Genomic DNA, 17,933 nt, shown 5'->3' with positions numbered 1-17,933 from the left:
GCTTCAGGAACGGGCAAACGGTCGGCGAAGACCGCGGACAAAAAGCCCCCTCATTCGAAGCTGACCTCAAGGGAGAGAACCCCATCATGAAACGCCGTACATTCCTCAAGGGCGGCGCGGTCGCCGGCGCGACGGCGCTGGTTGCTGCCCCCGCGATCGCTCAAAACGCGCCCGAGATCAAATGGCGCCTGACCTCGAGCTTCCCGAAGTCGCTCGACACCATCTACGGCACGGCGCAGACCTTTGCGAAATACGTCGCTGAGGCCACCGACAACAAATTCCAGATCCAGACCTTTGCGGCCGGCGAACTCGTCCCCGGCCTCCAGGCGCTCGATGCCGTCAGCGTCGCCACCGTCGAGATGGCGCAGACACCGCTCTATTTCTACATCGGCAAGGAGCCGGCGCTGGCCTACGCCACCGGTGCACCCTTCGGCATGAACCACCGTCACCAGGAGTCCTGGTGGTATTTCGGCGGCGGCGCCGAGCTCACCAACGAGGCGCTGAAGCCCTTCAAGACGCACGCGATCCTCTGCGGCAATTCCGGTACCCAGATGGGCGGCTGGTTTCGCAAAGAGATCAAGACCGTCGACGATCTCAAGGGCCTGAAATTCCGCATCGCAGGCATGGGCGGCCACGTGCTGGCGCGGCTCGGTGTTGTGCCGCAGCAGCTCGCCGGCGGCGACATCTATGCGGCGCTGGAGAAGGGCTCGCTCGACGCGGTCGAATTCGTCGGTCCCTATGACGATGAAAAACTCGGCTTCCAGAAGGTCGCCAAGTACTATTACTTCCCCGGCTGGTGGGAGGGCGGCGCCATGCTGCACATGATCGTCAATGACGAGAAGTGGAACGCGCTGCCCAAGCAGTATCAGGCGATCCTCAACCAGGCAGGTTCTGCGGCGGGAGCCTGGATGCTCGAGAAATACGACAGCGTGAATCCGGCGGCCCTGAAGCGCCTGATCGCCAATGGTGCAGAGCTGAAGGCGTTCCCGCAGCCGGTGCTGGAGGCCTGCTACAATGCGACCCAGGACCATCTGAACGAACTTGCCGCGAAGAGCGACCTGTTCAAGCGGACCAAGGAAAGCCACGACGCCTATATGAAGGAGCTGCTGTTCTACACGCAGATCGCGGAAAACTTCTACGACAACTATCTGCTCAGCAAGATGCGGAAGGGTTGATCGCGTAGATGGCGGGCGCGGTGGTTACGCCGCGCCCAGGCCCAGCTTCGCATAAATGCGCCGCGCATAGGCGCCGAATGCGTCGGTGGTCTTCATCGGCAGGTCGCGCGGGAAGGGCAGGTCGATTTCGAAATAGTCGGCCATCTTTGCAGGCCCTGCCGTCAGCACGGCGCAGTGCGACGACAGGAACACGGCTTCCTGGATCGAGTGCGTGACGAAGACGATGGTCTTGCCGCTCTCGCGCCAGATCCGCAGCATCTCCAGATTCATCTGCTCGCGCGTCAGCGCATCCAATGCGCCGAACGGCTCGTCCATCAGGATCAGCTTCGGATCGTGAATGAAGGCGCGCGCAATCGCGGTGCGCTGCTGCATGCCGCCGGAGAGCTCTCGCGGATATTTCTGCTCATAGCCGGCAAGCCCGACCAGATTGAGCAGATCACGCGCCCGCTCGCGAGCGGCCTTGATCGGCAGGCCGACGATCTCGGCCGGCAGCAGCACGTTGTCCAGGATGGTTCGCCATTTCAACAAAAGCGCCTGCTGAAACACCATGCCGATGTCGCGGGTCGGATCGAACGGGCTGTTGGCATTGCCGATTGTTACGGTGCCGCCGTCCGCGCCATGCAGGCCGGCCAAAATCTTCATCACCGTGGTCTTGCCGCAGCCGGACGGGCCGACCAGCGACACCAGCTCGCCTTCCTGCACGTCCATGGTGACGTCGGAGACCGCAAGAAACTCGGCGCCGCCAGAGCGGTAGACCTTTCGGACGCCTTGCAGGCTGATGAAGGGTTTTGAGCTCATGCCAGCCATTTGTTCAGATTGGCAGCGACAAAGGAATCGTCGCTGAGGTCGGCGTGCTCGCGAGTGACGCGGTCGATCTCCTCCTTCTGGCCGGGGCTCAGCCCCTCGTTTGGATCGAGGCACCACAGGCCCTTCATCAAGCCCTGGCGCCGCAGCACCTCGTGGCAGCCGGCGATGCAGCCGTGAAAATTATTGGCGACGTCGAAGAAGGCGCTGTTGCAATCGGTGACGCGGGCATCCAGCGCGAGCAGATCTGCGGGCACGTTGTCCTTGTGCCGTGCTGCCTTGCAGCGCTCGAACTGCTTGATGGCGCTCGCGGTCCACACCGACCAGTGCCCGAGCAGGCCGCCCTTGAAATAGGTCCGCGTGGTGACGCCGTTATCGCGCAGGTCGAACGGCAGCATGAGGTCGAGCAGGATGTGATCGTCATTGCCGGTGTAGATCGCAACGCGCTCGAGCGCGCCCGCCGCCGCGACGCCGCGCAGGACGTCGAGCGTCCGATAGCGGTTGAACGGCGCGATCTTGATCGCGATGACATTGTCGATCGAGGCAAAGCGCTGCCAGAACCGGCTCGACAGGATGACGCCGCCCACGGCCGGCTGGAGGTAGAAGCCGACCAGCGGAATTTCGGCGGCGACAGCCGTGCAGTGCGCGATGATCTCGTCCTCGGAGGCGCTCTTCATCGCGGCGAGGCTGAGCAGCCCGGCGTGATAGCCGATGTCGCGCGCGGTGCGGGCCTCGGCAGTGGCTTGCTTGGTCGGACCGGCGAGGCCTGCGACCATCGCCAGCGGGCGTTTTGTCCAGTTTGCTGCGGTTTCGGCCGCGAGCTCCAGCACCGGCCGATACAGGCCGACATCGCGGATCGCGAACTGCGTCGTGTGCACGCCGACCGCAAGGCCGCCCGAGCCGGCGTCGATGTAATAGCGCGTCAGCGCACGCTGATGCGTTGCGTCGAGCTGGCGCTCCGCCGTGAGGGCGAGCGGATGGGCCGGCAGCACGGTGCCGTCGGCAATCAGCTTGCGGATGTCGCTGTTGATCTGGCTGTGGTGCATGGTGTCCTATCCGAATTCGGGGCCGGCGACGGCGAATGGCATTTCCTCAGCCGCAGTGGTGGCGGGGCCGAACCGCATGCGCTGGAACGGCCGTTCGATGGTCCAGCCCGAGGCGGTCAATCCCTCCAGGAACGCGGCTTGCGAGGCGACGGCATCGATCAGGAGCGGTCCGTTCTCCGATCGCGCGACCGCATGAACCAGAGCCAGCGCTTCGGCGGCATTGTCAGCAAACAGGGGCCCGATGTGGCGCGCGGTTCGGCCGTCCCGGACCAGCGCGATGCATCCGTGCGCTGCGACGATGCGGGAGCCGGAGCGCTGCGCGAAAGCGGTGAGGAGGGCGGTCCGGTCGAAGCCGGTCGCTCTCCGGTCCCGTGCGCGAAGCGCGTCGAGCGTTGCCGTTGAAGGTGCCGGCAAGGACGCCTGCGTGGATTTGACCAGCTTCAGTCGGCGCAATTGCAGGGTCGGCGTGAACCCGAGCGGTTCATAGACTGCAACGCCATCCGGCGTTGCGTCGAGCCAGCTGGTCAGGCCGTTTTTGCGTGCCGTTTCCAGACAGGCATCGACCAGATGCGTTGCGAGGCCGCGGCGGCGATGGGTTGCCGACACCAGCACCATGCTGATCCAGGCGTTGTTGCCGGAATAGGGCAGCAGTGCCGCGGTCGCGACCAGTCGCACGCCGTCGCGAATGCCGAACACGACGCCGTCATGCAGGAAGACGCGCCAGTCCGCTTCGGTCTGGTTCCAGTGCGCCTCCGTCGACAGCACGAGCCCGGCCATCGCGTCGTCGATGCCGAGCTTGATGACGGATGGACCGTCAGTAGCGACCATCGCGCACCTCGTATTTGGTGGGCTTGCCGAGGCTCGGCATGGCACGGGACACCCAATCCGCCGTCCAGGTGATCAGCTGTTCGGTGTCGACGATAGGCAGGCCGAACCGCTCAACGGCCTTGGCGGTGTCGGTCAGCCAGGCGGTCGGCTGCTCCTCGCCGACCAGCACGGGCGCGCGGCCGAAGCGGGCGCCGAATTTCGCGGCGAGATCACGCACCGCGAGGATCTCATGGCCGCTGACATTGATCGGCGAGGTCGGCGCTGTGCAATGGGCGAGGCAGCGCAGCGCCTGAGCGGATGCATCACCCTGCCAGATGAAATTGACATGACTGATGCTGACGTCGATGGGTCTGCCCGTGAGCACTTTCGTGGCGATGTCGTGCAGCACGCCATAGCGCATGTCGATCGCGTAATTGAGCCGAAACAGCTGTCCCGGTGTTTCGAACTTGCGCGAAAAATATTCGAACATGCGTTCGCGGCCGACGCAGGATTGGGCGTATTCGCCGGGCGGGTTCGGCGCCATGTCCTCGCTCGAGCCCTTGCCGTCGACGGGGACGAAGGGATAGACGCAGCCGGTCGAGAACGCCACGATCCGCGATGACGGGAAAGCTTGCGCAACGAGTGCGGGCACATGCGCGTTCATCGCCCAGGTCAGCGACAAATCGCCCTCGGCGCCAAACTTGCGGCCGGCCATGAACACCATGTTCGGCGCTTTCGGCAGCGCGTTGATGGCGGCCTCGTCCAGCAGGTCGCAATTGATGGTCTCGACGCCGCGTGCATGCAGCCAGTCCTTGACGCTTGCGTCACTGAAGCGCGCCACGCCGATGACGCGGCGATCCGGCACGGCAGCTTTCGCAAGCCCCGCCAATGTCGGCCCCATCTTGCCGGCGACGCCCAGGATCATGATGTCGCCTTCGGCCTTGGCGAGGTCGTCGATCAGCGCCTGCGTCGGCCGGCACAAGAGATCGTCGAGCGCAGCGATGTCCGGAATGGTCTTCGGCAGCGTCTGGCGGGTGAGGAGCATGGGTCGGTCCTTCTTCAAGTCTGTCTTGCGTCGCCGACCACGAACATGCGTTCGAGGGCGAGGACGAGGCCGTAGAGGGCGACCCCGAGCAGCGTCAGCAGCACGACGGCCATCACCATCGCGGGCGTGTCGAGCGACGACTGCACCTGGATCATGAGGTAGCCGAGCCCGCGCTCGGAGGCGATGAACTCGCCGACGATGGCGCCGGCGACCGCGAGGATGGCGCCAACCTTCATGCCGGAGAAGATGTAAGGCAGCGATCCCGGCAGCTGGATCTTGCGGAACAGCGTCCAGCGCGAGCCGCGCAGCGATTTGACGAGATCGAGCAGGTCCGGCTCGACCTCGCGCAAGCCGCGCGCGGTCGTGAGCAGGATCGGAAAGAAGCAGATGCTGAAGGCGATCAGGATGTTCGGCACGATGCCGTAGGAGAACCAGACGATCAGGAGCGGGCCGAGCGCGACCTTCGGGATCATGTTGAGCGTCACGAACAGCGGCAGCAGCACCAGGCTGACCAGCGGCGCCCAGCTGAAGATCACGGCAAATGCGACCCCAACGACGGCGCCGAGCGCAAAACCACCGAGGATCTCGACGGCCGTGACCAGCGTGTTGGCACCCCAGGCGTAGCTCGCGGTTCCCAGCGTCTGCACCGTCGCCAGCGGGGAGGGCAGGATGAATTTCGGCACATGGAAGGCGTCGACCAGGACCTGCCAGAGCACGAGCACGGCCAGGTGCACGATCAGGATGATCGCGAAGCTGCGTGCCGGACTTGCTCCGTCACCTGCCACCGTTTGCTCCCTGTTGGTGCGGCGACCTTGCCGCGACGACAAGCCTAACCGGCCTCGGCCAAAGTTTCAACCAGTTGGTTGATTAGGGCCGGAGCGACTGCAACACCAGATCGGCGACATGCCTGCGGCGGGCGCGCCGCGCCGTGCGGCTAGACAGGTCCTTGCCGAAGATCGCCGACAGCGTCGGCGTGTTGGAGAAGAAGAAATAACTCAAGCCTGCGATGGAGATGTAGAGCTGGACGGGGTCGATCCCCTTGCGGAAGATCCCGGCGCGCACGCCTTCGTGGAGGATGTGGGAGACGCTCTTGACCAGAGGGGAATGCATCGCCTCGAGCCGTGTCGAGCCGCGGACGTGGCGGGCGCCGCCGCGGTTCTCGTCGTTCAAAAGCACGATGAAATCAGGGTTTGCCGCGAGGTGATCGAACGAGGCCTCGATCAGTGTGCGGATCGCTTTTTCCGGCGGCAGGCCTTCGAGATTGAGCCGGCGCTCCTGCTCGCGGATGTCCTCATAGACCCATTCGAGCACGGCGAGGTAGAGCGCGTCCTTGTCGCCGAAGTAGTGATAGACCAGCTGCTTGTTGACGCCGGCGCGCTCCGCGATCTCGTCGACGCGGGCGCCTGCAAAGCCGTGCGCTGCGAATTCCTGGCGCGCCGCACTGAGCAGTTTCTTGCGGGTGGCGACGGGGTCGCGCCGTTGCGGCACGGTGTCGCCTGATCGTTTTGCGGGCATTTCCAACCAAACAGTTGACAAGTCGGGGACGGGCTTGTTGCATTGGTAGCCTCACATGGGGAGAGCGACAAGCCGGGTCGCGGCAATGAGGAGAGATGCGATGAAGCGTTTGCAGGCGGCGGGCTCGGCTCTGGTGTTGGCCCTGATGCTCGGGGTGCCGGCGGTGCCCGCGAATGCGGGCGAGGCGGTCAATCTGATCCTGAACTGGACGCCGACGGCCGACCACTCGCCCTATTATTACGCCAAGGCGCAGGGCTGGTACGAGAAGGCCGGCATCGACCTCACCATCGAGATCGGCAAGGGCTCCGGCGTCTCCGCCGCCAAGGTCGGCTCCGGCGGCTCGCCGTTCGGCGTCGCCGATCTCGCCACCATGCTGGTGGCCAAGAGCAAGGGCGCCGACACCGTTGCCGTCATGAGCGTCTATGCCAACACCGGCCAGACCTTCTACTGGCTGAAGAGCTATGGCGTGAATGGCGTGAAGGACTTTGCCGGCCACAAGATCGGCAATCCGCCCGGCGACGCCTCGCGCGTGATGTGGCCGGCCTTTGCCAAGGCAGCAGGCCTTGCGCCTGATGCCGTCAGCTTCGTCAATATCGGGCCGACCGCGAAGATCGCCGCGCTGAAGAGCCACACCGTCGACATCATCAGCGATTTCTACAACGAGCACGATTTAAAGGTGATCGAGTTCGGGCCCGATCTCGGCTACGTCAACTGGAAGGACATCGGGCTCAATCCTTACGGCAACTCGCTGATCGTCAACGGCGCTTATCTCCAGAAGAATCCGAAGGTCGTCGAGGATTTCGTCCGCGTCTCGCAAAAGGCGTTCGCGGCCTGCGTTGCCGACGTTACGCCCTGCCTGAAGGCGTTGCTCGACCAGGTCTCCGGCCTCGACAAGGAGAACCAGGAGCGCCAGTGGGAGCGCATCAAATATCTGATGACGGACGAGTTCACGACGACGAAGGCGCTCGGCTGGATCGACGGCGAGCGGATGAAGAAGGATTACGAGCTGGTCCAGACCTATCTCGGGATGGAGAAGCCGTTCGACGTGAGCACGGCGTTCACGACCAAGATGCTGGATCCCGCCGTCAAAATGGATGCAGGCAAGGTGAAGAAGTAGGGCACCCGTAGCCCGGATGGAGTTCAGCGAAATCCGGAACAGTGCATCCTCGGCTGCAGGTTTCCCGGATTGCGCTTCGTTCCATCCGGGCTACAAGCAGAAGCGCTGGCCGCGCATCGTCAGCTTTTCTTCATCGCGTAGACGTGTTCAGGTCCGGGAAAGGCGCGTGACCGCACGTCGGTGGCATACGCCTTGACCGCCGCTTCAATGGCCGGACCGAGATCGCCGTAGCGCCGGACGAATTTCGGGGTTCGCGGCGACAGCCCGAGCATGTCTTCGAGCACGAGCACCTGGCCGTCGCAGGCCGCGCTCGCACCGATGCCGATGGTGGGGATCGCAATCGTCTCCGTGATCTTGCGCGCCAGCGGTTCGGCCACGGCTTCGACGACGACCGAGAACGCACCGGCTTCGGCGACCGCCTTCGCATGGTCCTCGATCGGGCCCCAGTCCACCTCGTTGCGCCCCTGGGCACGAAACGAACCGAGCGTGTTGATGGATTGCGGCGTCAGACCAATGTGGCCCATCACCGGGATGCCGCGCCCGGACAGGAATGCGATCGTCTCAGCCATGCGGACGCCGCCTTCAAGCTTCACCGCGCCGCATTGCGTTTCTTTCATGATCCGGACCGCGGCGTTGAAGGCCTGTTCCGGGGATGCTTCATACGAGCCGAACGGCATGTCGACGACGACCAGCGCCTGCTTCGAGCCGCGCATCACCGCGGCGCCCTGAAGGATCATCATGTCGAGCGTGACAGGCACCGTGGTCTCGAAGCCGTGCATGACGTTGCCGAGGGAATCGCCGACCAGAATGACGTCGCAATGCCGATCCACCAGCGCTGCGGAATGGGCGTGATAGGACGTCAGCATGACGATCGGCTCGCCGCGCTTGCGGGCTCGGATATCGGGCGCAGTCTTGCGACGGATGGAAGACTGGATTGACATGATCGGCTCCTCCCGCGGGGGCGGGATCGAAACCAGATGGTGCGACCGTGTCAATCGGGCGTGCGATCACAATGGACGCGAGCAAAGGTGAAGAAGGAGAGGCGGGGCGCAGGCAGCGAGCGCTCATCCATCGCCGTCACCCTGAGGTGGCCGCTTCTTCAGCGGCCCTCAAAGGGCGACGGCCAGGCTGCAGCTGGGCCGTGCATCCTTCGAGGCTCCCCATGGGACGCGTTGCGTCCCCTGCCTCGCACCTCAGGATGACGGGGAGGGGGCGTCCCAGCCCCCTAGCCGAGCCACCCCCGCCGACGTAACCCCACGGAGAAATTAACCGGCCATTAACCATCTCGGTCGCATCGTTAACCATTCAATAACAGGGAACGAGTCGGCCGCTATGGAGGCTGTAGCAAAAGTCCAACGCCAAATGGTTCGCCTGCGCGGGCGCTCCTATGTGGCCTTCGTGTTCGTACCGACCGTTCCGATCCAGGACTGGCTCCAGGAGATCGACACCACCATCGCGCGCTCGCCGGGCTTCTTTGCCGGCCGGCCCGTCGTGATCGACCTGTCGTCGGTCGAGCTCAGCCAATCCGGCATCAATCATCTGCTCACCAGCCTTCAGGACCGCAACATTCGCGTGCTCGGCATCGAGGGCGTGGAGGAAGCGCGGCTGACCCCAACGATGCCGCCGCTGCTGTCGGGCGGACGCAGCTGCGTGGTCGAGCCGAGCGCGCCGAAGAAGCCTGAGACGAAGGTTGAGACCAAGCCGACGTCGCTGCTATTAGAGGCCCCCGTGCGCTCGGGCCAGACGGTGATCTTCCCGGAAGGCGACGTCACCATTCTCGGCTCGGTCGGCTCCGGCGCCGAGGTCGTCGCCGGCGGCTCCATCCACATCTACGGCGCGCTGCGCGGCCGCGCCATGGCTGGCGTGAACGGGCACACTAGCGCGCGCATCTATTGCCAGAAGATCGAAGCCGAACTGCTTGCAATCGATGGGTTTTATCAGACCGCCGACGATATCGACGCGGCCTTGCGCGGCCGGCCGGCCCAAGCCTGGCTGCAAGGCGACACCATGCGAATTACCGCGCTGAACTGACCAGAAGGAGATTTCAGAAATGGCAAAGGTACTGGTCGTGACATCAGGCAAAGGCGGCGTCGGCAAGACGACGACGACCGCCGCGCTGGGAGCCGCGCTCGCGCAACGCGGCGACAAGGTCGTCGTCGTCGACTTCGACGTCGGCCTGCGCAACCTCGACCTCGTGATGGGCGCCGAGCGCCGCGTCGTGTTCGACCTCATCAACGTGGTGCAGGGCGTGGCCAAGTTGCCGCAGGCGTTGATCCGCGACAAGCGGCTCGAGAATCTGTGGCTGCTACCGGCCTCGCAAACCCGCGACAAGGACGCGCTGACGGAAGAGGGCGTGGGCAAGGTCATCGACGATCTGCGCAGCCGTTTCGACTGGGTGATCTGCGACAGCCCGGCCGGCATCGAGCGCGGAGCCTCCATGGCGATGCGCTTTGCAGACGAAGCCGTGATCGTCACCAATCCGGAAGTCTCCTCGGTGCGCGATTCCGACCGCATCATCGGCATGCTCGATTCCAAGACGGTGCGGGCCGAGAAGGGCGAGCGCGTCGAGAAGCACATTCTCATCACCCGCTATGATCCCTCCCGCGCCGCGCGCGGCGAGATGCTGACCATCGACGACATCCTCGAAATCCTCGCAACGCCTCTGCTCGGCATCATCCCCGAGAGCCAGGACGTGCTGCGCGCCTCCAACGTCGGCACGCCGGTGACGCTGTCGAACGTGGAGGGTGCACCTGCACGGGCCTATATCGACGCGGCGCGCCGGCTGTGCGGTGACACCGTACCGATGCAGGTGCCGACCGAGCGCAAGCGCTTCATGGATCGTCTGCTGCGACGGAGGGCTGCATGAGCATGGGTCTGCTCCGACTTCTCCGTGGCAACAAGGCCTCTGCTCCGGTCGCACGCGAACGGTTGCAGATCCTGCTTGCCCATGAACGCGGACTGCGCGGCCAGCCCGATCTGCTCGGCGTTCTGCGTGAGGAAATTCTCGCCGTCGTGTCCAGGCACGTCACGCTGGATCCGGCCAAGGTCATCGTCCGGCTCGATCGCGGCGACGCGGTATCGACCCTGGAGGTCGATATCGAGGTGCCTAACGATTTCGAGCGCAAACGCGCGGCGGTCGGGTAGGGGACCCGGCCGAAGACTCAGGTTTGGGGTGGGTGAAAAGGCGGTCCGCTGGGCATAGCGGGCCGCCTTTGTCGTTTGGGTGGGTAAGCGGAACGAGACGCGCGGCTCGATCGTTGTCGAAAGCCCGCGGGACGCGAGCGCACCGCGGCTTCATCAAACAGGAGAGCGCCCATGATGTCCGAGCTCCAAGTTCACACCGTCGCACGGCAGATGCTCGAGAAGCACGGCTTTGCTGCGATCGCGAAGGCCGCCGAGCAGGCCCAGGCCTGCGAGGGCCGCGGCGAGGCGGAGGACGCGAACGAGTGGCGCCACATCGAGGACGCCATGAAGATCATCCGCGGTCCGCACCAGAGCTGATTTGCGGGAAACGGGACGTCAACCCGGTCCGGTTCCGTCCTTGATCATATCGAGCACGCGGCCTGCCAGCGCCTCGACGACAAACGGCTTGGTCAGCACCTGCATGCCCGGCGCGAGTTGGCCATTCCCGATGATCGCGTTCTCCGCATAGCCGGTGATGAACAGCACCTTCAGCGCCGGCCGGGTCGCGCGCGCGGCATCCGCGAGCTGGCGGCCGTTGATGCCGCCGGGCAGGCCGACATCGGTGATGAGAAGGTCGATGGTCACGTCCGATTGCAGGATGTTCAGTCCGGTCGGACCATCATGCGCCTCGATGACGTCAAAGCCGATCTCTTCCAGCGCATCCATCAGCAGCATGCGGATCGAAGGCTCGTCATCAACGATCAGGATGGTATGGCTGGCCTGCGCGCGCACCGGGCTTTTGGTGGTCAGCGCCGACGGCCTGTCAGCCTCCTTGCCGTAATGCCGCGGCAGATAGAGGTACATGGTGGTGCCCTGGCCGACCTCGGAATAGATGCGGACCTGGCCACCGGACTGGCGCACGAAGCCGTAGACCATCGAAAGGCCAAGGCCAGTGCCCTGGCCGATCGGCTTGGTAGTGAAGAACGGATCGAAGGCACGCTCGATCACATCGGGTGCCATGCCCGTGCCGGTGTCGGTGACGCAGAGCGAGACATATTGCCCGGGCTCGAGATCGCGCTCGCCCGCGCCATGCTCGTCGAGCCAGCGGTTGGCGGTCTCGATCGTGATTCGACCGCCCCCCGCATGGCGTCACGCGCGTTGATGCAGAGGTTGAGCAGCGCGTTTTCGAGCTGTGGGGCGTCGATCAGCGTTGCCCACAATCCACCGGCCGTGACGACCTCGAGCGCAATCTCAGGCCCGACCGTGCGGCGGATCAGCTCCTCCATGCCCATCGCCAGCCGGTTGAGGTCGGTTGGCCTCGGATCCAGCGTCTGCCGTCGCGAGAAGGCGAGCAGGCGATGCGTGAGCGCTGCCGCGCGCCTGGCTGCGCCTTGCGCCGCATTGACGTAGCGGTCGATCTCCTTGATCCGGCCCTGGCCAAGCCGTGTCTGCAACAGCTCCAGCGAGCCTGTGATGCCGGTGAGCAGATTGTTGAAGTCGTGGGCGATGCCGCCGGTCAACTGGCCGACCGCCTCCATCTTCTGCGACTGGCGCAGCGCTTCCTCGGTCTCGCGCAGGCGCTCCTGCTCCCTCAGGCGTTCGGTGACGTCGTAGACGAACTGGTAGGCGCCAAGAAGCTGACCATCGCCGTTGCGCAGGCAATTGAAGCGCATTTCGTAGGATCGGCGGGCGCGCCTGAGATCGCCGAATTCGGCGATCTCAACGAACTCCTCGCCTGCAAGGGCCTTCGACCAGATGGCATGGACGGTCTCGCGGTGCTCCGGCTGGTCCTTCAGAAGCTCGAGCATATTGTCACCGACCTTCGGCAAGACGCCGAAAATCCGGTGAAATTCCTGCGCCGACGCGCCATTGATGGCGAGCCACCGGAAGTTCGGGTCGACGACCTGGACGAAGGCGTTGGTGCCCTCGACGATGTCGGCCATCAGCTTCCGTTCGGCGAGCGCTGCGACCACCCGCGCTTCCAGCGTCTCGTTGAGCTGTTGCAGCGCCACTTCGGCGCGCTTGCGCTGGGTGATGTCCTGGAACAGCACGGCAACCTGCTTGCGGCTGGCGGGCTCGACCCTGAAGGCCGCAAGCTCGAGGTAGCGGCCGGTCGCGACCAGCTCGCGCTCGAAGCGGATGGGTACCCCGGTTCGCAGCACGCCGCCATAAAGCTCGACCCAGCCGTCGGCTTCGGCCGGGACCATCTCGCGGAGCTTCTGGCCGACCACATTCGGAATGCCCGCATGCTGGGTATAGGCGGGGTTGGCCTCGATATGGATGTAGTCGCTCAGCGGCCCGTGCGGACCGTCAAAGAATTCGATGATGCAAAAACCTTCGTCGATCGAATTGAAAAGCGTGCGGTAGCGCCCCTCGCTCTCGGCGAGCGCGGACTCCGCCCTTCGCCGTTCGGTGAGGTCGGCCGCTCCGAGCGCCTTGAGGCGTGCGTTCTCCTCCTCAAGCGCCCTCAGCCGGCGATGCAGGTCCTCAAACTCGATCGAATCCACACGCGCTCGCGGGGTTTGCGTTTCCAAAGCCGCTCGTCGGCCTGCCCACGCCATTCTAGCGGGCGGACGCACCGCGGCAAGCCGTCCACCTTAACCCGGTCGGAACCGGCGAGTTCCCGCATGATTGGACGGCTAGTGCTCGCCCTGAACCGCGCCCTGCGTAGTCGGCTTATGCTGGGTTTGCGGCTGCTCACGCTCGCCGGTCTCCTTGCAGGGGAGCTGCTCCCACGATCCGCCCGGCGCCTGCTGATAGGCGCTACAGGATGACGTAGCCGATTTGTCATCGCCCTTTTGGGCGTCGGAATTCTTTGCGAGCGCCGGCAAAGCCAGCATCGTGCTGGCCGCGAGCGCGCCGGCGACAACGAGATGCACTATCCGCATGTGGTTCTCCAGTTCGAAGAACCCGCATGCTGGCGAGGAATGTGACGATTATTGGCCGTCCCGCTGGTTCCGTCGCGGCGTGCTTAACGCCCGCGAGAAATGCAGCTAGCCGCCCTTGGCGCGGATCAGGCCGGCAAGGTTGGTCTTCTGCTTTTCGCACCAATTGCCCATGCCGAGCCGGCGCTGGTCGAGGTCGGTCGCCTGCGTCGCCACCGCAACCTCCGCCATAATGTCGTCGGTTTGCTTCTCGCCCATCTTGCCGCCGGTGTGCATGTAGGCGATCGCCTTGCGCACCTGCTCGGTGGTGCCGTCGGGCAGCTGCATCTGCTGAGCCTTCTGCACCAGATCCTGATAGACCACATCCGTGCCGGGGCATTCGACCTTGGCGGCGAAGGCCTGCAACACCAGCGTCACATAGGTCGAGCGCGGGTGGTCGTCAGCCTGGGCCGGCACGGCGATCAGCAACAATCCGGCAATCAGAAAACCGTAGCGCATTCCTTGGACCTCCCCGATTTTTTGGGAAGGCTAGCGCCCGCAGAGCGACTGCGCAATGGGTGGATTGCGGAGTGGTTGACGACCTAGCCGGTTCGTTGCCAGGCCGGTACGGGATCAAGCGGCGTGCGATAGAGCTCGTTGTGATCGCGATCGGTGACACGCACCGCGCAACCCTTGCTCTGGAGCTCCGGCTTCACCTGCGACAGCTCGTTGGCCAATTGATCGGCGCGATCGGAGGCGACCTCGATGTCTTCGAGGATAATGCCGCCCTGGTTCTTGAACTCTTCACCAACCACAAGATCGAAATAGTAGTAGGGCATCCGAATTCCCCGGTGTGATGACGTAAGTCTTCAGCACGAGTCTCAACGCATGCGGATGGTACCACTGAGTCGACTATTACAGAATAAAGCGGCCGCGCAATCTCTGTGCTTATGGCGCAAAAATCATGTGCAGCATGCAGGTGCGTTAAGATTTTATTAAATATGCGGGCGTGATCATTAGGCATGGAATTGCAACAGAACCGGGCTCCGGGAACCGGCAGTTGCAAGAGAAGGCCGGCGGCTTAGATCCCGACGGCCTTTTCTCTTTGCGCGCAGCAACGCATCACCGTAATCGCACGGACTCAACGTATCACACCGACTCGTACAACGTGCGTCGCATTACGATCGCGCTGATGCGTGATGATCGCTAGTGCACCGGCATCGGCGGCCGCACGACAGGTCCGTCGTCATCGGCAACCGCTTGTGTGGCTGCGGGTGGCGGCGGGACGGCGACAGCCTGCGACGGCGGTGGTGGCGGCGCAATCGCCGTGGGCGCGTATGTCTGCGTATAGGCCGGTGTGGTGATCGGCTTCGGCTTGCGCACCGGCGCAACCGGTGGCCGAGGTGGCAGCGCAGAGACTCGCGCGCGTGGATCGATCGGCTTCGCCTCGGCGACCGGCTTCGGCGCGGGTAGCTTCACCATCTCGCGCGCCATCTGCTCTTGTGCGGTCTTCAGCTCCGCGATGTTGGCCTTGAGCTGGACGATCTGCTGCGCCATCGCGGCGACGTCGCGTGTCATCGATTGCAGCGATTGCGTCGCAACGGATTGTGTGGCTGCGGGCGCGGCTGCGGCATTCTGTGCCGCGACCGGTGCGGTGGATTGGTCGGTGGTCTGATCAGTCGCGGCGTCCGGCGCGGGCGGGGCGGCTTGCGCGATGGCGACCGGCGTTGCCGGCGACGTCGACGGCAGCAACGACATCAATGACGGTGTCCATTCGGCGAGCATTTGCCTTGCCGTATCGCCGTGGCTCTCCCACACGATGGTGGCCGCGGCACTTCCCCCGGCAAACAGCATCGTGATGAACGCGCCGCGAAACCATCGACCGGCGGCAGACCGCTTCTCCCGGCCGGGCATGTCGTTGGCGGTCACCCGGATCGCCGTGTCTACGGAGGGCGTCGTCGTCGCAGCAACTGCGGGAGCGACATCGATCTTCGGCTCCGGGCGGTTCATGATCTCCGGAGCCAAAGTCGGCGCATCGCTGTGGGTGCGCGAGGCCAGCACCATTTCCGGCGAAATCTGGACGGCGTCATGCGGATCGTTGTCTTTCATCGTATCCTTCACGATCTCATCGACGATTTGCCTGCTGTTCAGCGTGGCGAGCATCGCAGCTCCTTTGAAGCCATGGTCGTCAGGCCACGAGTCCAGCCGGGTTTGACCAAAGCAAGGCGCGGCGATGGAGACTCTGCGACGGTCTTCCGCCGTTTGTGGTGATGGAACCTGCTCTGGCAAACACGGGCACGTGTTGCGCACTGCCTTGTTTTGAGCACGATTTGGGCAGCATCTAGTGGTGCTGGGGGTGCTTCTAACCGCTATCGGGGGGGCCGGCGGTGCCAAAACTATCAATCGCTATTTTCGCAGTTGCTATGCTTTCGCTCGGCGGATGCATGCAGGCAACGCTTTCGCCGTCGACCGACGCGAACATGACGCCGCGCGACCGACAATTGCTGTCGCACGCGCCTTACGCGCAGGCGAATGTGCCCGAGCAATATCTCCGTCACGTCGTCGATTATCCGCGCAAGGAGCAGCCGGGCACGATCCTGGTCGATACCGATGCGCGCTATCTCTACTACGTGCTGCCGGAGGGCAAGGCGATCCGCTACGGCGTCGCGGTCGGCGAGGAGGCGATGGCGTTCTCCGGCGTGGCCCGCGTCGGCCGTCTGGCGGAATGGCCCGACTGGGTACCGACAGCGGAAATCCAGGCGCGGCTCGGACCGTATCCGGCGCGCGTCGCCGGCGGCCCCGCCAATCCGCTGGGCGCGCGCGGCATCTATCTCTACGCCGGCAACAAGGACACGCTCTACCGCATCCACGGCACCAACCAGCCCGAATATATCGGGCAGGCGATCTCGTCGGGCTGCATCCGGATGCGCAACGAGGACGTCATCGATCTGTTCGATCGCGTCAAGCTCAACGCGACCGTCGTGGTGCTGCCGCCCGGGCAGAACGCGCAGCTGGAGACGGGAACAGGCTGGCGCGGATGAGGCAAACGTCCTGACCTGTTGCGCCCGCCGCGTTCACTGAAGCTTGAATGATGGGTCCGGTCGATCGTCCACTCGGCCCTTCCAAACGTGAATTGCTTCACAGGGGGCATGCCCGGTTTGCGCTATGTCTCAATGGCTCGTTGCCATTGGAGGCACCATGCAAAAATTCTTCTATCAATTGGATGAGAGCGACCGCCGTATTGTGCGGAAATGGCGCCTGGCCACGCTCGGCTTCTACGGATCAATCCTGGCCGGACTGGTCCTGTACACGGCGCTGCACTGGAATCCGGAGGTCAATTATGCCTCGGTCGATTCCACGGCCCACGCCAAGCTCGTGGGCCCGTCGGGCAGCGATGGACGAGCGCCTTTCGCGCCCTAATCTTCCGGACGGGCGATGCGCCATTGCAGCGTCGTGGCGATGCCGTTGGCTTCGCCCGGCGCCTTGTCGGCCGCGGACGTGTAGAGTGGGCGATAGCGAAAGGCCCACATCTTGCTGCCGTCTTTACGCGTAATCGGCGTGAAATCGCCGATCGCCTGGGCATCCGCGGGAGCAGCCAGCGGAATCCAGGTCTCGGCGCATTTGCCGTCACAGCTCGATGTCTTGCCGCTGGTGTCGCGCTCGTAGAAATAGAGCGTCATGCCCTTGAGGTCGACGAGCTTAGAACCCTGTTTGGTCAGAACGGCACGTGCCGGCGAGGTCGTGGCGTCGGGCTTCGGCGCAGGAGCGGCTTCGCCGCCGCCATGCCCGTTCGCAAGCGCAGGGGCGGTCGAGAGCGCAACCGCTGCGGCAACAATAACGAACCTGAACATCCGAAACTCCAAACCGGCAAAGTTAATCGCGCATTAAGCGCCGAATTGGGCCGACGATAGCGGTCGAAGGTTAGTTCCAGGTTTCATGGCATTCAATTGCGGACCCGAATACCAGCTAAGCCTGCGCTTCGCGCAGCGGCGCGCGGCTGAGCTCATTGCCGGCGGCGATGGCCTTGCGCATCAGCCGCATCAGCTCCTCGCTTTCCTTCGCACTGAGGCCGCCCAGCATGATGCGCTGGGCGGATTCGACGGCCGGCGTGATCTTGCGCAGTGTGCGTTTGCCTTCGTCGGTGATCTCGAGCTCGCGGGCGCGGCGGTCGCGGCTACTGGCGCGGCGTTCCGTAAGGCCCTTATGCACCAGGCGATCGATCACGCCGGTGATGGTGGTGCGGTCATAGGCGATCAGCCCGGCCAACGTCACCTGGTCGAGCCCCGGATTGGCCTTGATGCTCGCAAGCGCTGCGTACTGCACCGGGGTGAGGTCGAAGCCGGCATTGCCGACCTCCGCCAGAAACACCGCCACCGCGATCTGCTGGAACCGGCGCGCCAGGTGCCCGGGCATGTCGTTGTTGTCTTTCACCGAATT

General features: G+C 64.2%; 21 protein-coding genes and 1 pseudogene. 8 read left to right on the top strand and 14 right to left on the bottom strand.

The annotated features are described in order from the left end of the window. Window positions 1-86: 86 nt before the first annotated feature. A complete protein-coding gene (locus tag ACPPVR_RS24645) occupies window positions 87-1,175 on the top strand; it encodes a TRAP transporter substrate-binding protein (protein ID WP_426609166.1) in 1,089 nt (362 codons plus the stop codon). Between the two features lie 24 nt (window positions 1,176-1,199). Here ACPPVR_RS24645 and ACPPVR_RS24640 read toward each other — a convergent pair whose 3' ends face one another. From ACPPVR_RS24640 to ACPPVR_RS24615, 6 genes are all read right to left on the bottom strand, one after another. Next, window positions 1,200-1,982, bottom strand: a complete 783-nt coding sequence (locus ACPPVR_RS24640) for an ABC transporter ATP-binding protein (RefSeq protein WP_426609165.1) — start codon at window positions 1,980-1,982, stop codon at window positions 1,200-1,202. After that, the gene (locus ACPPVR_RS24635) at window positions 1,970-3,025 is read right to left on the bottom strand and encodes a dihydrodipicolinate synthase family protein (protein ID WP_426609164.1); all 1,056 of its coding nucleotides are present in this window, start codon (window positions 3,023-3,025) and stop codon (window positions 1,970-1,972) included. Before ACPPVR_RS24635 ends, ACPPVR_RS24640 begins: the two co-directional genes overlap by 13 nt. A 6-nt stretch (window positions 3,026-3,031) precedes the next feature. Next, complete coding sequence (locus ACPPVR_RS24630) at window positions 3,032-3,853, bottom strand: GNAT family N-acetyltransferase (protein ID WP_426609163.1); 822 nt, start codon at window positions 3,851-3,853, stop codon at window positions 3,032-3,034. After that, the gene (locus tag ACPPVR_RS24625; protein ID WP_426609162.1) at window positions 3,840-4,877 is read right to left on the bottom strand and encodes an NAD-dependent epimerase/dehydratase family protein; all 1,038 of its coding nucleotides are present in this window, start codon (window positions 4,875-4,877) and stop codon (window positions 3,840-3,842) included. Before ACPPVR_RS24625 ends, ACPPVR_RS24630 begins: the two co-directional genes overlap by 14 nt. Before the next feature lie 14 nt (window positions 4,878-4,891). After that, window positions 4,892-5,662, bottom strand: a complete 771-nt coding sequence (locus ACPPVR_RS24620) for an ABC transporter permease (RefSeq protein ID WP_426609161.1) — start codon at window positions 5,660-5,662, stop codon at window positions 4,892-4,894. 82 nt (window positions 5,663-5,744) lie between these two features. After that, window positions 5,745-6,392 carry a TetR/AcrR family transcriptional regulator gene (locus ACPPVR_RS24615; protein WP_426609160.1) on the bottom strand — a complete coding sequence of 216 codons (648 nt, stop codon included), beginning with the start codon at window positions 6,390-6,392 and terminating at the stop codon, window positions 5,745-5,747. 100 nt (window positions 6,393-6,492) lie between these two features. On the opposite strand from ACPPVR_RS24615, the gene ACPPVR_RS24610 reads away from it, so the two are divergent. Beyond that, window positions 6,493-7,509 (top strand): ABC transporter substrate-binding protein, encoded by a 1,017-nt coding sequence (locus tag ACPPVR_RS24610; protein WP_426609159.1) that lies wholly within the window; start codon window positions 6,493-6,495, stop codon window positions 7,507-7,509. A gap of 119 nt (window positions 7,510-7,628) precedes the next feature. Here the strand turns inward: ACPPVR_RS24610 and panB are convergent, their stop codons facing one another. Further along, window positions 7,629-8,450: a 3-methyl-2-oxobutanoate hydroxymethyltransferase gene (gene panB, locus ACPPVR_RS24605; RefSeq protein WP_426609158.1), complete on the bottom strand. Its 822-nt coding sequence runs from the start codon at window positions 8,448-8,450 to the stop codon at window positions 7,629-7,631. A gap of 391 nt (window positions 8,451-8,841) precedes the next feature. Between panB and minC the strand changes: the two genes are divergently transcribed. The 4 genes from minC (at window position 8,842) to ACPPVR_RS24585 (ending at window position 11,010) form a co-directional block, all read left to right on the top strand. Continuing rightward, complete coding sequence (minC, locus tag ACPPVR_RS24600; protein ID WP_426609157.1) at window positions 8,842-9,540, top strand: septum site-determining protein MinC; 699 nt, start codon at window positions 8,842-8,844, stop codon at window positions 9,538-9,540. A 19-nt stretch (window positions 9,541-9,559) separates the two neighbouring features. After that, window positions 9,560-10,375, top strand: a complete 816-nt coding sequence (minD, locus tag ACPPVR_RS24595) for a septum site-determining protein MinD (protein ID WP_426609156.1) — start codon at window positions 9,560-9,562, stop codon at window positions 10,373-10,375. Continuing rightward, entirely contained in the window at window positions 10,372-10,653 is a 282-nt protein-coding gene (gene minE, locus ACPPVR_RS24590; RefSeq protein ID WP_426609155.1) for a cell division topological specificity factor MinE, read from the top strand. The genes minD and minE overlap by 4 nt, the downstream gene beginning before the upstream one ends. 171 nt (window positions 10,654-10,824) lie before the next feature. Next, window positions 10,825-11,010 (top strand): hypothetical protein, encoded by a 186-nt coding sequence (locus tag ACPPVR_RS24585; RefSeq protein WP_426609154.1) that lies wholly within the window; start codon window positions 10,825-10,827, stop codon window positions 11,008-11,010. Between the two features lie 18 nt (window positions 11,011-11,028). Here ACPPVR_RS24585 and ACPPVR_RS24580 read toward each other — a convergent pair. The 5 genes and pseudogenes from ACPPVR_RS24580 to ACPPVR_RS24560 all read right to left on the bottom strand — a co-directional run bounded on the left by ACPPVR_RS24580 (window position 11,029) and on the right by ACPPVR_RS24560 (window position 15,659). Next, window positions 11,029-13,193, bottom strand: a pseudogene (locus tag ACPPVR_RS24580) (PAS domain-containing protein). 78 nt (window positions 13,194-13,271) lie between these two features. Further along, a complete protein-coding gene (locus ACPPVR_RS24575; RefSeq protein WP_426609153.1) occupies window positions 13,272-13,520 on the bottom strand; it encodes a hypothetical protein in 249 nt (82 codons plus the stop codon). A gap of 105 nt (window positions 13,521-13,625) precedes the next feature. Beyond that, a complete protein-coding gene (locus ACPPVR_RS24570) occupies window positions 13,626-14,015 on the bottom strand; it encodes a hypothetical protein (protein ID WP_426609152.1) in 390 nt (129 codons plus the stop codon). An 83-nt stretch (window positions 14,016-14,098) separates the two neighbouring features. Next, a complete protein-coding gene (locus ACPPVR_RS24565) occupies window positions 14,099-14,335 on the bottom strand; it encodes a DUF6894 family protein (RefSeq protein WP_426609151.1) in 237 nt (78 codons plus the stop codon). 367 nt (window positions 14,336-14,702) lie between these two features. After that, on the bottom strand, window positions 14,703-15,659 hold the full coding sequence (locus tag ACPPVR_RS24560; RefSeq protein WP_426609150.1) for a hypothetical protein: 957 nt from the start codon (window positions 15,657-15,659) through the stop codon (window positions 14,703-14,705). 260 nt (window positions 15,660-15,919) lie between these two features. Here ACPPVR_RS24560 and ACPPVR_RS24555 point away from each other — a divergent pair, with 260 nt between their 5' ends. Together ACPPVR_RS24555 and ACPPVR_RS24550 are read left to right on the top strand one after the other, a co-directional pair. Next, window positions 15,920-16,537 (top strand): L,D-transpeptidase, encoded by a 618-nt coding sequence (locus ACPPVR_RS24555; protein ID WP_426609149.1) that lies wholly within the window; start codon window positions 15,920-15,922, stop codon window positions 16,535-16,537. 157 nt (window positions 16,538-16,694) lie between these two features. Next, the gene (locus tag ACPPVR_RS24550) at window positions 16,695-16,916 is read left to right on the top strand and encodes a hypothetical protein (RefSeq protein WP_426609148.1); all 222 of its coding nucleotides are present in this window, start codon (window positions 16,695-16,697) and stop codon (window positions 16,914-16,916) included. Here the strand turns inward: ACPPVR_RS24550 and ACPPVR_RS24545 are convergent. Next, window positions 16,913-17,347, bottom strand: coding sequence for a COG4315 family predicted lipoprotein (locus tag ACPPVR_RS24545; RefSeq protein ID WP_426609147.1), 435 nt, complete (start codon window positions 17,345-17,347; stop codon window positions 16,913-16,915). The two genes, ACPPVR_RS24550 and ACPPVR_RS24545, sit on opposite strands and share 4 nt — an antisense overlap. Window positions 17,348-17,462: 115 nt before the next feature. Further along, window positions 17,463-17,927, bottom strand: coding sequence for a MarR family winged helix-turn-helix transcriptional regulator (locus ACPPVR_RS24540; protein ID WP_426609146.1), 465 nt, complete (start codon window positions 17,925-17,927; stop codon window positions 17,463-17,465). Window positions 17,928-17,933: the final 6 nt, after the last annotated feature.

Source organism: Bradyrhizobium sp. McL0616 (assembly GCF_049993385.1).
GTDB lineage: Bacteria > Pseudomonadota > Alphaproteobacteria > Rhizobiales > Xanthobacteraceae > Bradyrhizobium.
The sequence above is the reverse complement of the archived record's forward strand: the minus strand, read 5'-3'. Positions and strand labels throughout refer to the sequence as shown.

Coding starts and splice junctions, on each gene's coding strand:
- ACPPVR_RS24630 (WP_426609163.1), bottom strand. CDS start 3,853: ATGGTCGCTACTGACGGTCCATCCGTCATCAAGCTCGGCATCGACGAC.
- ACPPVR_RS24565 (WP_426609151.1), bottom strand. CDS start 14,335: ATGCCCTACTACTATTTCGATCTTGTGGTTGGTGAAGAGTTCAAGAAC.
- minE (WP_426609155.1), top strand. CDS start 10,372: ATGAGCATGGGTCTGCTCCGACTTCTCCGTGGCAACAAGGCCTCTGCT.
- ACPPVR_RS24615 (WP_426609160.1), bottom strand. CDS start 6,392: ATGCCCGCAAAACGATCAGGCGACACCGTGCCGCAACGGCGCGACCCC.
- ACPPVR_RS24635 (WP_426609164.1), bottom strand. CDS start 3,025: ATGCACCACAGCCAGATCAACAGCGACATCCGCAAGCTGATTGCCGAC.
- ACPPVR_RS24560 (WP_426609150.1), bottom strand. CDS start 15,659: ATGCTCGCCACGCTGAACAGCAGGCAAATCGTCGATGAGATCGTGAAG.
- ACPPVR_RS24585 (WP_426609154.1), top strand. CDS start 10,825: ATGATGTCCGAGCTCCAAGTTCACACCGTCGCACGGCAGATGCTCGAG.
- ACPPVR_RS24575 (WP_426609153.1), bottom strand. CDS start 13,520: ATGCGGATAGTGCATCTCGTTGTCGCCGGCGCGCTCGCGGCCAGCACG.
- minC (WP_426609157.1), top strand. CDS start 8,842: ATGGAGGCTGTAGCAAAAGTCCAACGCCAAATGGTTCGCCTGCGCGGG.
- ACPPVR_RS24610 (WP_426609159.1), top strand. CDS start 6,493: ATGAAGCGTTTGCAGGCGGCGGGCTCGGCTCTGGTGTTGGCCCTGATG.
- ACPPVR_RS24555 (WP_426609149.1), top strand. CDS start 15,920: ATGCTTTCGCTCGGCGGATGCATGCAGGCAACGCTTTCGCCGTCGACC.
- ACPPVR_RS24570 (WP_426609152.1), bottom strand. CDS start 14,015: ATGCGCTACGGTTTTCTGATTGCCGGATTGTTGCTGATCGCCGTGCCG.
- panB (WP_426609158.1), bottom strand. CDS start 8,450: ATGTCAATCCAGTCTTCCATCCGTCGCAAGACTGCGCCCGATATCCGA.
- minD (WP_426609156.1), top strand. CDS start 9,560: ATGGCAAAGGTACTGGTCGTGACATCAGGCAAAGGCGGCGTCGGCAAG.
- ACPPVR_RS24645 (WP_426609166.1), top strand. CDS start 87: ATGAAACGCCGTACATTCCTCAAGGGCGGCGCGGTCGCCGGCGCGACG.
- ACPPVR_RS24550 (WP_426609148.1), top strand. CDS start 16,695: ATGCAAAAATTCTTCTATCAATTGGATGAGAGCGACCGCCGTATTGTG.
- ACPPVR_RS24545 (WP_426609147.1), bottom strand. CDS start 17,347: ATGTTCAGGTTCGTTATTGTTGCCGCAGCGGTTGCGCTCTCGACCGCC.
- ACPPVR_RS24640 (WP_426609165.1), bottom strand. CDS start 1,982: ATGGCTGGCATGAGCTCAAAACCCTTCATCAGCCTGCAAGGCGTCCGA.
- ACPPVR_RS24625 (WP_426609162.1), bottom strand. CDS start 4,877: ATGCTCCTCACCCGCCAGACGCTGCCGAAGACCATTCCGGACATCGCT.